The organism is Lysinibacillus sp. NPDC093216 (assembly GCF_050280325.1).
Taxonomy (GTDB): domain Bacteria; phylum Bacillota; class Bacilli; order Bacillales_A; family Planococcaceae; genus Lysinibacillus.
In genome coordinates, this window is the sequence record NZ_JBNNVB010000010.1 from 90,128 (window position 1) to 102,911 (window position 12,784).

Genomic DNA, 12,784 nt, shown 5'->3' on the forward strand with positions numbered 1-12,784 from the left:
GAAATGGAGATTGATAAGTATGGATTATCAAGTACAACTAAACAACGGCCAGGCAATTAATTTAAAAAATGCCGAATTTGATGTAGCAACGTTTACAGCAACATTAAATGAACAAAAAATTAACTTTGTGAATATTGGTGGGGCAATCATTAATAAGCACATTATCGTAAGTGTAATACCTGTTGAAAGTACAGAAATGCAAGCATAAGCTTAGCGTTATTTTTATTGTCTAATATAGGAGGTAATCCTTTCCTTTTGTCGAAATAAGTAAGAGATTTTTATAAATTAGACATAAAGGGAGAGAATTATCATTAATAAATATCTTCTGTATTTATTAGCAACCTCAATAATATGTATTATTCTTGTGAATTATATCTTGGTCGACGTTCCTGAATTTTGGGAGTATGGTGAAGAAACGGGAGTTTTACTATTTACGTTATCAACTAGCTTCGTTGCAGCGTTTTTGTTTTATTTACTAGATATTTGGTTACCGAATAAGGAAAAGCAAGATATTTTGAAGTTACGCTTATCTAAGCCTTTAAATAAAATACTATTAAACATGATTGCTCCATTGATAGGATTATTAATTTTATCTCCTAAGAGTAATATTACTATTAGTAAAATAGTTTCCCTTTCAAAGGAAGACTTAGAAGAATTGCTCTCCGAGATTGATTTATTCAATGATAGAAATTCTAAATATTTCTTTGATGATTGGCGAGACGATAAGGTAATAGAATATTTACTCTCATTTTTAGCCAATTGTAATAGATTAGTTGATCAAGTTAATATACTACCTAACGTAGATTTTGATTTGTTAATGATATTGGATAAAATAAAATATTCTGACTATAATGAAGCGTTAGAAGAACAGCGATATTTTTATTCATTATCTGTAGATGAAGGGGGTGGTGTTTCTGGAATAGTCTTGACAGAAGGTATTCTTGAGTATGTGCAATTATTCGAAGAATTAAAAAAATATATGATTGATAATGATATAGAAATCACTTTTGACAAGATTCCAATTATAGAATATATGATGGAGTAATTTGAGATGCGAGTGTCATGAGCTATGAGAGTAATCGAGACTAGTAACGGTATATGTTACTGATTCTTGATTGCTTTCATGGCTTTTTATTATGCAAGAATAAAGGAGTGTACAGTATGGGAGGTTTAAATTTGGATTATTTAGAAGTAGCACATTTATATTTATTTGGTGGTGTGAAATTTTTACACCTATTACTTTTGTTAATGGGATTAGATATTTTAACAGGAATCTTTAAGGCTATTAAAAACGGTAACCTATGGAGCCGTAAATCACTGTTTGGCTACGCTCGTAAGTTACTAGTTTTAATCGTTATAATCACAGCAAATATAATTGATCAAGTACTGTCGTTGAGTGGCACACTCACATTTGCGACAGTACTTTTTTATATCGCAAATGAAGCTTTGAGCATCATTGAAAACATGGCGCAACTAGGAGTATTAGTACCTCAACAGTTGGCTGAAAAGTTAAAGGTTATCGAGACTCAATCTGAAGAACGATTAACTAGTGAAGTACTTGATGAATTGGTAGGTAAAAACGTTGAAAAAGAATTAGAAAATAAAAAGGACGGTGCTCAATAATGGTTACAATTCGACAAAAATTAGTATCAGAAGCTCAAGCCAAAAAAGTGACTTATGGTAAGATCAACAAACGCAAGAAGGTAGTAGTCCATGGGACGGATAACTACCGAACAGGTGCAGACGCCGATGCACATGGCCGTTTGCAGTATAACGGTAATAGTCGTTCTGCTTCATGGCATTGGACAGTTGACAGTAAAGAAGCAGTTCAATCATTTAATCATGTCTGGGCTTGCTGGGCTGCAGGTACTGACAAAGGAAATCAGGAAGGTATCCATGTTGAGACTTGCGTGAATCCTGATGGCGATTATAAGAAAACTCTTCAGAATGCTGCAGCACTTATCGCTAAAATATTGAAAGATGAGAAGCTTACTATCAATGATGTAGTTCAGCACAATTATTATAGTGGTAAGAACTGCCCTCGAGAGATCCGTTCCGGTAACATACCCTGGAATGAGTTCTTGAAGATGATTCAGAATGCTGGTTCTACACAAGTTCCTAAGCCCTCTACCGATAACAAAAGATACCGTGTGCTTACCGGTACTTTCTCTACAAGACAAGCTGTTGAAAATGTACTCGATGTATTAAAACATCGATTTGGTTGGATTTGTTACATTGAGCAGGATGGTAAGTTGTGGCGTGTTAAAACGGGTACTTTTGTAGGTATGGCAGCAGCACAGGCTGGAGCAAATAAGATTAGAACAGCTAAATTAGCACAAGTTACGTATGTTGTAGGTGAATGATTTAAAGCCCAGGCACTCAATTATTAATTTCGAGCCTGGGCTTATTTTTTGTGTGTTTGTTATGAGGCTTAGTAACTAGACTTTTCAAATTATTACTAAATTAGTCCACACTAATAAACTTTTAAATGTTAGTATTTAATATATTAATATTTAAAAGGATGGTACTTTTATGCGAATATATTTTCAAGATTGGATTCACAATCAAAACTTCTCTGAACGTTCTTTAGATTTATTTGAAGAGGCCATACTATGTTATCGCGCAACTGCTTATAAAGGGGCTCTACTATTCTCTTTTTTGGGTTTTCAAAATATTATTAGAGAGCGTGTTTTAAGGGCTGATCTACCACATAATGCAATACAATTTCAAAGTAAGTGGGATGAGATTCAAGGAAAACTCCGCGATGAGGATCAATCAGATGCACAAGTTATCACTTGTATTAGTATGCAAAAGCCTTTTACTATTTTTTCTATTTCAACTGACGTAAAAGAACAATATTTGTATTGGAAAAATAGGAGAAATGATTGTGCACATGGAAAAGGGAATACTATTAAAGATTCACATGTGGAAAGTTTTTGGTTTTTTATAGAATCGAATTTAGTGAAGTTTAATGTGAACGGTAGTTTTACATTCATAAAAGATAAAGTAAAAAAGCATTTCGATACTCTTGTAACTCCTAGTGGAACAAAACCTGATAATGTAATTTCTCAAATTCCAAATTCATTAAGCTCACAAGAGTTTAATGAATTTTTAACGCAATTAAATGAATACCTATGTGTAAAAAGGACGTTTGCATACAACGATCCGGACGTTCAAGCATTTTATCTTACTCTATTTGATCAACTGCCTAAAGAATATTTAACTGAGTTGAAAAATTTTATGAAAGATAATTTGCAATTACTGGTAAACTTATTAAATGTTAAACCATCATTAATTTACGAATTTAAAAATGATCCTGATTTAATTAGATTGATTTGGAAATCAAAATTAAAAGGTTATTCATCTCACTACGCAATTATTGCAAAGATGTTGCAGTTTGAATTAATTCCAGAAGAGCAGTTGAACGAGTTTGTAATGAGTGTTTCTGAAAATCTAAGTGACAACTATTTCACTTTTTCAGATGAAAGAAGAATTGACCTTCAAATTTTAAATGACAAGGGTTTTATCAAAAATTTAGGAGATATTGCTTTTTCGCAGTTTCCGAAAATTAATAAATTTAATTGGGCTAGGGAGAACAAATATTTAATTTGTTGTTATCTAGTAGAATATAATTTTAATGAAAATGTAGTAAGAGCTTTATACACTGAATTTTCACGGGAACATTATCCTAACCAGTTAGGAAAAGTGTTACTAGCTTTATTTGATGAACAACCGGAGCTATATTCTGATTACTTGAAGGCGGCTAAATTATATGATGTAGAAATCCCACAATACTTTAAACAGAATGATTGTTAATTAATGAAAAAGCATAAGGCTTATTAATTAAATATACCACTTGTAAACAGAATGTTTGTTCGTAAAACGAATGCGAACAGACGTTCTGTTTTTGTTTTAGGAGGGAACTCTATGATAGAACAATTAATAAATACAATGCAACGTAATCAATTAATGAGCATGATGTATGTATATAAGACAGGTGCAATAACTAAAAGTCGCATAAAAGTCATTAAGACCAAGCATTTTGTTTCACGAGGCAAGCAAAGTGTACCTTTATTATTATCCCGTCTATATACTTTGGGGTCTTTCGGACTTGTCCTCAATAGTAAAGAATAAGCCTTTCTCTATCCTTTAGATCGTAACTAAATTGATATAATGGATAAATATAACTGATTTTAACAAATGATATTGATTTTACACTTATTGGAATACTATAATATTTTTGGGATATAAATTATATCTTGAAAGTCAAGTGGAATTAATTACGAAGGAGGTGAGAAGAAAATAATGTTTCATTTGTTTTAATAAAAATTAAAGGGGAAATTTAATTATGAAAAAGATAAAAGTTCTTTTCAGTTTTGCACTACTTGCTCTATTGATGCTTCTTCCAATTAACGGAGCTTTTGCACAAGAAAATTCACTTAATTCAAAGTTTGATGGTGAAGTTGAAGCAGAAGAAACAGGATACTTGGATCAGCCTTCGGATTATATTAAACCAGCTAATGCTCATACTCTAAAAGCTTCAAGAAATACTTCGACAACTTTAAAAGAAGCATATTTATATACCAATGAAAAAGGTGAAGAAGTTGCAGTTACAACATTGAGAGTAAGCCAAGCAGATAAAGGTAAATCATATGATATTTCTATTAATCCTGCGACAAATGAATACGAAGTTAAGGAATCTTTAGATTTTTCTCAAGCTCCAATCATATCTCCACTGACAAATTATAATTATACAATTGGTGCTACATACACAACTAATGATCCTGTTTTAGTAGCATTAACTCAATCAAGACATGAATTAACTTGGGGAGGAAATGATACTGATGCTTGGAAAGTAAGCCGAAACGCAACTGCATGGGCTGCTAATCCATCATCATTAGGTACTCATTGGTATATTGTTAAAAATGAGTATGAAGGATACGTAGATGGAGGAAAATACATTAATTCAAGCTCTTATCACTCTTACTACAATACAGATTTCGGTTCTAATGATAAAAGAACAGATGTATGGCATAGAGTAAATATTCGAGGATATAATGACGGGTATGCAGACGTAACGGCTGAAAAAGGTGCGTCAGGAGAAGGAAGTTCACTCCTTTCTTTCAAATTGAAAACATATTAATGTAATATAAAATCAAAGAAACTAATTTCTGACACAGAAGTTTAGTTTCTTTGATTTTTAGATAGAGAAAGGAGGAAGCTTGATGGATGGAATGATATTGCTTTGGAGTGCTTCATTTTTTGTCTCAATTCTAACATTGATATTAGCAATAGTTAAGCGTTCTTGGGTTTATATGCTTCTCAGTACAATTACTTTTTTACCAATTGCATATTATTTTTCAGGAGCAGTAAATGCTTGGAAATACATCGGACTAACACCAATTGTTCTCCTAATATTAACAATAGTATTCTGGTTTTTAAGTAGAAGAAAACAATAAATATTAAAGTCTCTGGAACATCTCTATTGAATCATGCTGAGCAAATCAATCCTCTAACTGAAAAACCACGAAATTTTAGTAAACATGTGAAGAGACTGATTGAAGAAGATATGAAACGGGGTTCAGGTAGTGAGATAAAGATAGACAAAAATGAACCAATAATACGAGAAGAAGAGTCATATTCCATAGAGACAAAAGAAGCGATAAACAGTTTTATATAAGAAGAGAGACCACTCAGTTGAGTGGTCTTAAATTTTAAATACCTAATAACTGTTTCTTTTTAGTATCAAATTCCTCTTGAGTAAGAATTCCTTCATCAAGTAACTGCTTGAATTTTAGAATTTCATCAGCTGCGCTAATTTGATTTTGTACTACTGGTTGAGTTTCTTCTGCATCTTCAGAAACAATGAAAAGTGAAAGTTTTTCGAGGGCTTTCTTATCGCACTTAATTATTAAAGGTACTTTATCTCCATTTTCTCGTTTAAGGAAAAGAGTTGCTACAGATTTATCTTTCCCGATATTAGCGCCCATAGCTCCTGCAATAGCTCCAGCATTACCGATTTTACTTCCAATTATTGACCATCCTGCAATATCAAAAGCACTCTTTTGGATGTTTTCAACGCGTTCCCATTTAATTAACTCGAAAGTTTCAGGCTCTTTACTGTCAATCACAATATCTATAAAACCAGGTTTAGTTTGTTTCAAAACGTAATTATATCCACGTTCCTTTAGCTGTTCTTTACCATTCAAGACAGTTAAGTTTAGCTTAATAGCTTTTGGCCCTTTTACTTTCTTTTGAGGGGTTACTTTTTCAGGGATGCCGAATATGTTTTCTAATTCATCTGCAAAAGGCTTAGTCGCGTTATCATTAGTCAGTTTAAATCTAATATCCGTCTCTTGATAAACAAAATCAATTTCTACGGCCAGCATTTTTCTATTAACGATTAAATTATGGATCTCATCCAAGTTGTAGGAAACTAAAGTCTTATCTTTCTTACTTTTATCTAATGTGAGTAATCTGTTTGAAGTGAGCAGGTATAAAAAATATGTTAATTTCTTTGATCCTGTAGTTGCAGATATTATTGTCTCATTATCCTCTATACATTTAGCTAGAAATTGAATATCCTCTTCTACAAATGAAAGAACAGATTTTCCTGCTGGGTTTAAACACTCTTTGATTTGTTCAATCACAGGCATTGAGTTGCCACCTTTCTCATTTGTATTTACATGCTTAAACTATACCACTTTTTACAGATGTTAGGGTAAACAAACTGGAGAAATTAGGGGCAACAAAGTCCAAAAAGGCAACAAATGATAGTGCTTTAAAGTATTAAAGTGGGTAAACAAAGGCAACGAGGGTAAACAGACTTTGTTGCCGTTTCTGAGTAAACTGAACCCTTGAGGTCAAAGGATTCTCTTATATAAGTAAACAAAGTAAACAAATAATATCTATTGAGTGTATTTATATTATATAGGTATATGTAGTATATATAATATATGCCTAATACGCCTAATACACATATACTATATACGTGAGTGAAAATTTGTTGCCGGACAAAATAAAAATAACCGCTAAGCGGATAACACAGATTAGTTATCTCAAGCTTAGCGGTTTTTATATAACTACGCCCATAGAAGTATAAAGAAGAAATGTTTATTAAGATTAAGGAAGTGAAATTTAAAGCTATTTGATGAGCTGCGATAATTGCTGTACTAAAGCTACTCATCATCATCGTGACAGCAGAAAAAATACTCGTTTCTGCAAATAAAGATATTCCAATCGGGACACCAATGATTAAAATCTCCTTCCAACGAAGCCATTCTAATTTTGGCCAGTCATGGAATAGGCGGAAGCGTTCAAAGGGCACGCGTTTTGCAATAATCCAAACTGTGATTAAGAAAATTAGCCAGTATGTAATCGCCGTTGCAACGCCTGCACCGATTCCGCCAAGTTCGGGAGCTCCAAACTTACCAAAAATAAAAATATAATTCAACGCAATATTAATCGGCGTTGCAAGTAATGTAATAATCATTGTGACGCGAGTTTGTCCAAGCGCATCGATAAAGCAACGCATGACAAAAAATAAAAAGAGTGGTATAAGACCTGCGCACATCGCATGAATATAAGATTTAGCAATAGTATGTACAGAGGCTTCTAAATTCATATTGCCGAGAATCCAATCAATGCCGACTAATAATCCAATGAAAATTAGTACCGATAGTACGATGGCTATATAGATTCCTTGCTGAACAGCCTTCTTTGCGGCAAGTTCTTTTTTAGCTCCAACAAGCTGTGAGACAATAGGTGTAATCGCAAGGAGAATGCCAGATAAACCTGTGTAAATAGGCATCCAAATAGAGGAGCCAATTGACACTCCAGCTAAGTCAGTGGTACCATACCGACTCGACATTAAAATATCGAAGAAAGAAATAAGATAAATAGCTACTTGTGTGACTAAAATGGGTACGATAATTTTTAATATTAGCGCATATTTTTCTTTTAACGTAGTTGTTTGATTCATAGTGTATATCTTCCTTCATTAATATATTTAATTAATGAGTATAGCATAAAAAAATAGGAGAAGGCTGAAAATTTTATTTCTTTCAACAGATGCTTGGATACCTCTACCTGCCGCTTCGCTTTCGTTACATAAGAAATTTGTGCCTGTCGCTACGCTTTCGGTCATAAGACATTTGATGAAAGAAATTAAAAGCTTCATCTATATCTTTTCGTTCGCATATAGTAAAATAAAAGACTGTATACAAAAAGTAGTATGGCTACAAGCGGATGTCACAGAATCGGAAAGTAGTTAATAAGGATGTTAGCCTAAAAAAATCATCGCATCCATGCGACAACGGCTAACTGCCTAAGTACAAAGCCGATCCCGGACGCAATTATGCCGAGGCCGAATTGATGGAATAGGAGAATTAATGTGAAACAACAAACAATCATTTTAACCGGTGGAGGGACAGCTGGTCATGTATCGCTCAATCAAGCGATACTCCCATCTTTACAAGAGCTAGGTTATGATGTCCACTATATTGGCTCAGACGAGGGCATTGAAAAAGAATTAATAGGCGAGGCGTTTCCAAGTGTTCCGTTTTACGGTATTTCAAGTGGAAAATTGCGTCGTTATTTTTCAATGAAAAATTTTACAGATCCTTTTAAAGTGCTTGCTGGAATTATGCAGGCTTTTCGTATTATCAAAAAAGTGAAGCCCCAAGTAATTTTTTCAAAGGGTGGCTTTGTTTCTGTACCCGTTGTCATGGCTGCCAAACTTGCTGGTGTTCCTGTAGTCATTCATGAATCAGATGTTACACCTGGCTTGGCCAATAAAATTGCGCTACCATTTGCATCACACATCTTTACGATTTTTGAAGAAACATTACAGCACTTACCGAAAGAAAAGGCAACATGCACAGGCTCCATTATTCGCCAAGAGTTATTCATGGGAGATCGAGCAAAAGGGTTATCATTATGTGGCTTTACAACATTAAAACCTGTTCTTCTTGTGATGGGAGGGAGTCTAGGCTCAGTTGTCTTGAACGACGCGCTTCGTCAAAATTTACCGGATCTTGTAAAACAGTTTCAGATCATTCATTTATGTGGTAAAGGAAATTACGACGAATCATTAGAATCTACGCCAGGTTACAAGCAGTTTGAATATGTAACAACAGAATTACCGGATTTATTACATGCGGCAAACTTTATCGTCTCACGTGCTGGTTCTAATTCGATTTTTGAATTTTTAGCACTTCACAAGCCGATGTTATTAGTGCCATTATCTGCACAAAAAAGTCGTGGTGACCAAATATTAAATGCCAACTTATTTAAAAGACAGGGTTACGCGGAAGTATTACAAGAGGAAGAGTTAACAAAGGAATCCTTTAAAAAATCGGTTCATGTGTTAACGGAGCGAAAAGCAGAAATGGTTGCAATTATGGAGAAAACACAAAGACCGAAGACGCCAGAAGAAATGGCGAAATTGATTTTACAATATAAAAAGTAAGTAGGTTTAGTAGTCAGTGCCTATTGCAATACTGCAATTATATGGAGCAAAAACATAAAAAAAGCTATGTGCCTGTCATTAAGACAGAACACATAGCTTTTTTTTATGAAAATTCAAAGTAGATTACATCGCTTGTTCTTCGCCTTCTGCCATTTGATTGGCTGTTGTAAGATAGAACAAGTCTTTTGGAATTGTATATAAATTAAATTGCGCCTCGCCGCTGTTAACCTGTGTTAATAATGTTGGGTGACTTTCATTCGCACTCATAACATAGGGTAGCTTTAAAGCTGCACGCTGTGATTTTATATTTTCAACACGAATACGGAGAAATACCGTATGGAAGTTATAGTCAAAAAAAAGTTCATTCAAAAAAAGCATTTTCGCTTTTTGGTTATAACCTTGCCCTTGATAAGGGAGTCCAATCCACGTTCCTAAAAAGCCTGCACCATCCTCCACATCATGAATGCTAATGGTGCCGATTGGTTGACCCCAATCATCAGTAATTGTCCTTGAAATAGCGAGTCCCTTTGATTCTTCTTCAATCAGTTGTTTTGTCATAAACCAATACTCATCAGCTGATGTGGCTTTTTGACGGACAAAAGGGAAAACAGAAGGGTGTGATAATAGCTCATAAAGCTCTGTACATTCATGTAGGTCTCGATGTTTAAGCATACGAAACGCCTCCTTTACTAGGGTAGTTAAAACAATTCCTTTAAAACATAAAGAAGAAAACTAAAATTCGTACTGGAATTAAAACCCAAAGAACTAGACGTTAAAACTATGATATCCATAATCTCCCGCTGTCTTACTGATTTTTCGACCATACCGAAAAAAGGCTAGTTTTTTTAATATAATATAACAATCATACTGCTTTATGCAATCATTTTCCTCGCTGGAACATAAAATAAGTTTTCCGGGCAGTAATTTCTGAAAAATAAATAATTGTATAGATAGGTAAAAATTGTTTATTAAAAAATTTTGGGAAGCATTAAGTCTAAAATATCAATTTTTTGAGTAGGAATATTTAAAAAGTGTTTCTTTAGGATTACGTTATTTCATCTAAAGAGGTAAAATATCAAAAAATAGCCTTAAAAGGATAAAATTTTTCCAATTCGAGAAGGGTGACTCTTTTAAATTATGTTATAATAGTAGTATTGATTTTTTTTGTATATACAAAAGCTATATAAAAATTCTATATTAATATTAACGACTTATGGGGGGACAGCATGGAATATCTTTTAAGCGAAGATTTATTTAATGATTTGTTTATTGGCAAAGATTTTGTCTTTTTAATGAAAAAAGTGGGAGACGATTATCAATATATTCGCTTAAATAAAGCAGCTCGAACTTTGTTATCACATGAGGCGATTGGGAAAATGCTTTCTACCGTTACCTCAAGTCGAAAAATTTTTTCTATAATTCAAGAAAACTACAATCAAGCAATTACGAAGCATAGTCAAGTTGATTATGTGGATTATGCCTATTATAAATCTGAAGTTCGTAAATATGAGACATCTGTTCGACCGTTTAAACATAATAATGAAGACTATATTTTAGCCATAACAAAAGAAATTCTCTATGATCGTAGTATCGAAGATAAGTTTTTATTTCTGCGCTCAATGTTTGATCATGCTTTTTTTTCTACGGTCATCTTGTCAGCTGAAGGAGCTATTTATGAGGTGAACTCAAGCTTCACGGAAGACTTTAAATTAGATACTGAAACAGTCAAACAACAATTATTCGTCGATTTGCCAATTGTTCCTAAAGATGAAGTAGGGAACATCCAGTGCTATTTACAAAGAGCAGCTATGGGCGAAAATATTGGCGAAAAACTCATTAAGCTTCATACACTGGATAAAAAAGAGCGCATGTATTTAGTTTCACTATCTCCGGTTATGCAAAGGGATAATTCTTTTGCTATTTTTCTTCTCATGCAGGATTGCACACAATTCGCTGAACAAAAAGCAGAGTTACGCTCAAAATCTCATGGTTTAGAGGTTTTTAAAGCTGCTCTAAATTCAGCAGCTGCCATTGCTGTTTTGGATAGTAATGCTAAAATTCTAGAAGTTAATGATTTGTTTTTAAATGCGACTGGTTTCAATGCTGAAGAGCTAATAGGTCAACCTTCTAAATTAATAGAGCCTCATAACAATACAGAGGACTTTTTACAATTAATTAGTAAAACACTTAAAGCGGGGGATATTTGGCGAGGCGAGCTATGCTACCGTACAAAATTCCATGCTGATTTTTGGGTAGAAGCATCTATAGTTCCATTAAATAATGAATTCGGGGAGACAGAACAATATTTATCCATTAACTATGATATTACGGACAAGAAAAGAATGTTAACGGAATTAAAAAATATTGAACGCACATTCCGACTTATTACAGAAAATACAAATGATTTGATTGTCATTACAAACGAAGATGGCATCATTATTTATGCCTCACCTTCCTATGAGATTTTCTTAGGCTACGAAAATGTAGAATTACAAGGTCAGTTTTACAGTAACATAGTCGATGAACAAAGTAAGAAGTCTTGGCAAACATTTCTAAATAATTATTCGGGCCAAACTGAAACGCAGTTTGAGCTACTGCTGAGGGCAAAGGACGGTACGCCTGTTTGGACTGAAGGAAACGTAACAGTTGTTCATGATCCTGAGCGCGAAAAAGTTTCACAAATAATGATGGTATCTCGAGAAATAACTCATCGTAAGGAACGAGAGAATGATTTATTATATTTAGCTTATCACGATACGTTAACACAACTACCAAATCGTCGTTTTTTACAAAAGGAGTTTCCGAAACTATTGGTAGAAGCGCAAGAACGTCATGAGTGTTTAGCTATGCTCTATATCGATGGGGATGACTTTAAGCATGTTAATGATCAGTATGGCCATGACACGGGAGACGACTTTATCCGAAAATTTGGCCAAGTTTTAATTACGGCTGTACGTAACCATGATTTAGTTATACGAATGGGTGGCGATGAATTTATTGTCGTCCTAACAGGTTTAACTCGTAATGATCAGACGAGACAAACACAAATGATGGATATTATTAATCGTATTCGTAATGAACTTAAAAAAGGTTGGACCATCGAAAGTCATCACTTTGCTCCAACTGCTTCCATTGGCATCGCTTATTATCCGGACCACGGTCGCACATTAAATGAATTGCTAGAATTAGCAGATCAAGCTTTATATAAAGCGAAGGAAATAGGAAAAAATAATCTCTATATTACTGACTCCTAAGCAATTATGCCTCGGCATAATTGCCGCTGACGCTTCGCTTTCGCTACCAAAACATCTGCTG

Annotated in this window: 13 protein-coding genes; 10 read left to right on the forward strand and 3 right to left on the reverse strand. The window is 33.9% G+C overall.

The features are described from left to right. Positions 1–19 precede the first annotated feature (19 nt). The 8 genes from ACQKOG_RS13350 to ACQKOG_RS13385 all read left to right on the forward strand — a co-directional run bounded on the left by ACQKOG_RS13350 (position 20) and on the right by ACQKOG_RS13385 (position 5,459). Positions 20–208 carry a hypothetical protein gene (locus ACQKOG_RS13350; protein WP_427446933.1) on the forward strand — a complete coding sequence of 63 codons (189 nt, stop codon included), beginning with the start codon at positions 20–22 and terminating at the stop codon, positions 206–208. A 168-nt stretch (positions 209–376) separates the two neighbouring features. After that, a complete protein-coding gene (locus tag ACQKOG_RS13355; RefSeq protein WP_427446935.1) occupies positions 377–1,045 on the forward strand; it encodes a hypothetical protein in 669 nt (222 codons plus the stop codon). Between the two features lie 116 nt (positions 1,046–1,161). Continuing rightward, positions 1,162–1,623, forward strand: a complete 462-nt coding sequence (locus tag ACQKOG_RS13360; protein WP_427446937.1) for a phage holin family protein — start codon at positions 1,162–1,164, stop codon at positions 1,621–1,623. After that, a complete protein-coding gene (locus ACQKOG_RS13365; RefSeq protein ID WP_427446939.1) occupies positions 1,623–2,363 on the forward strand; it encodes an N-acetylmuramoyl-L-alanine amidase in 741 nt (246 codons plus the stop codon). The genes ACQKOG_RS13360 and ACQKOG_RS13365 overlap by 1 nt, the downstream gene beginning before the upstream one ends. Before the next feature lie 169 nt (positions 2,364–2,532). Next, entirely contained in the window at positions 2,533–3,816 is a 1,284-nt protein-coding gene (locus ACQKOG_RS13370) for a hypothetical protein (protein WP_427446941.1), read from the forward strand. A gap of 111 nt (positions 3,817–3,927) precedes the next feature. Then, positions 3,928–4,134, forward strand: coding sequence for a hypothetical protein (locus ACQKOG_RS13375; protein WP_427446943.1), 207 nt, complete (start codon positions 3,928–3,930; stop codon positions 4,132–4,134). 214 nt (positions 4,135–4,348) lie between these two features. After that, positions 4,349–5,143, forward strand: coding sequence for a hypothetical protein (locus ACQKOG_RS13380; RefSeq protein ID WP_427446945.1), 795 nt, complete (start codon positions 4,349–4,351; stop codon positions 5,141–5,143). 82 nt (positions 5,144–5,225) lie between these two features. Next, positions 5,226–5,459 carry a hypothetical protein gene (locus ACQKOG_RS13385; RefSeq protein ID WP_427446947.1) on the forward strand — a complete coding sequence of 78 codons (234 nt, stop codon included), beginning with the start codon at positions 5,226–5,228 and terminating at the stop codon, positions 5,457–5,459. Between the two features lie 255 nt (positions 5,460–5,714). Here ACQKOG_RS13385 and ACQKOG_RS13390 read toward each other — a convergent pair whose 3' ends face one another. Beyond that, positions 5,715–6,656 carry an SHOCT domain-containing protein gene (locus tag ACQKOG_RS13390; RefSeq protein WP_427446949.1) on the reverse strand — a complete coding sequence of 314 codons (942 nt, stop codon included), beginning with the start codon at positions 6,654–6,656 and terminating at the stop codon, positions 5,715–5,717. 125 nt (positions 6,657–6,781) lie between these two features. Next, the gene (locus tag ACQKOG_RS13395) at positions 6,782–7,981 is read right to left on the reverse strand and encodes an MATE family efflux transporter (protein ID WP_427446951.1); all 1,200 of its coding nucleotides are present in this window, start codon (positions 7,979–7,981) and stop codon (positions 6,782–6,784) included. Between the two features lie 411 nt (positions 7,982–8,392). On the opposite strand from ACQKOG_RS13395, the gene ACQKOG_RS13400 reads away from it, so the two are divergent. After that, the gene (locus ACQKOG_RS13400; protein ID WP_370082057.1) at positions 8,393–9,469 is read left to right on the forward strand and encodes an undecaprenyldiphospho-muramoylpentapeptide beta-N-acetylglucosaminyltransferase; all 1,077 of its coding nucleotides are present in this window, start codon (positions 8,393–8,395) and stop codon (positions 9,467–9,469) included. Positions 9,470–9,592: 123 nt separating this feature from the next. On the opposite strand, the gene ACQKOG_RS13405 is transcribed toward ACQKOG_RS13400, so the two are convergent. Next, positions 9,593–10,141 carry a GNAT family N-acetyltransferase gene (locus ACQKOG_RS13405; RefSeq protein WP_427446953.1) on the reverse strand — a complete coding sequence of 183 codons (549 nt, stop codon included), beginning with the start codon at positions 10,139–10,141 and terminating at the stop codon, positions 9,593–9,595. A 554-nt stretch (positions 10,142–10,695) separates the two neighbouring features. On the opposite strand from ACQKOG_RS13405, the gene ACQKOG_RS13410 reads away from it, so the two are divergent. Beyond that, positions 10,696–12,723, forward strand: a complete 2,028-nt coding sequence (locus ACQKOG_RS13410; protein WP_370082051.1) for a diguanylate cyclase domain-containing protein — start codon at positions 10,696–10,698, stop codon at positions 12,721–12,723. Positions 12,724–12,784: the final 61 nt, after the last annotated feature.

Excerpts from the sequence above, each read along its gene's own strand:
- ACQKOG_RS13350 (WP_427446933.1), top strand. The coding sequence starts at position 20 with ATGGATTATCAAGTACAACTAAACAACGGCCAGGCAATTAATTTAAAA.
- ACQKOG_RS13360 (WP_427446937.1), top strand. The coding sequence starts at position 1,162 with ATGGGAGGTTTAAATTTGGATTATTTAGAAGTAGCACATTTATATTTA.
- ACQKOG_RS13365 (WP_427446939.1), top strand. The coding sequence starts at position 1,623 with ATGGTTACAATTCGACAAAAATTAGTATCAGAAGCTCAAGCCAAAAAA.
- ACQKOG_RS13370 (WP_427446941.1), top strand. The coding sequence starts at position 2,533 with ATGCGAATATATTTTCAAGATTGGATTCACAATCAAAACTTCTCTGAA.
- ACQKOG_RS13375 (WP_427446943.1), top strand. The coding sequence starts at position 3,928 with ATGATAGAACAATTAATAAATACAATGCAACGTAATCAATTAATGAGC.
- ACQKOG_RS13380 (WP_427446945.1), top strand. The coding sequence starts at position 4,349 with ATGAAAAAGATAAAAGTTCTTTTCAGTTTTGCACTACTTGCTCTATTG.
- ACQKOG_RS13385 (WP_427446947.1), top strand. The coding sequence starts at position 5,226 with ATGGATGGAATGATATTGCTTTGGAGTGCTTCATTTTTTGTCTCAATT.
- ACQKOG_RS13390 (WP_427446949.1), bottom strand. The coding sequence starts at position 6,656 with ATGCCTGTGATTGAACAAATCAAAGAGTGTTTAAACCCAGCAGGAAAA.
- ACQKOG_RS13395 (WP_427446951.1), bottom strand. The coding sequence starts at position 7,981 with ATGAATCAAACAACTACGTTAAAAGAAAAATATGCGCTAATATTAAAA.
- ACQKOG_RS13405 (WP_427446953.1), bottom strand. The coding sequence starts at position 10,141 with ATGCTTAAACATCGAGACCTACATGAATGTACAGAGCTTTATGAGCTA.
- ACQKOG_RS13410 (WP_370082051.1), top strand. The coding sequence starts at position 10,696 with ATGGAATATCTTTTAAGCGAAGATTTATTTAATGATTTGTTTATTGGC.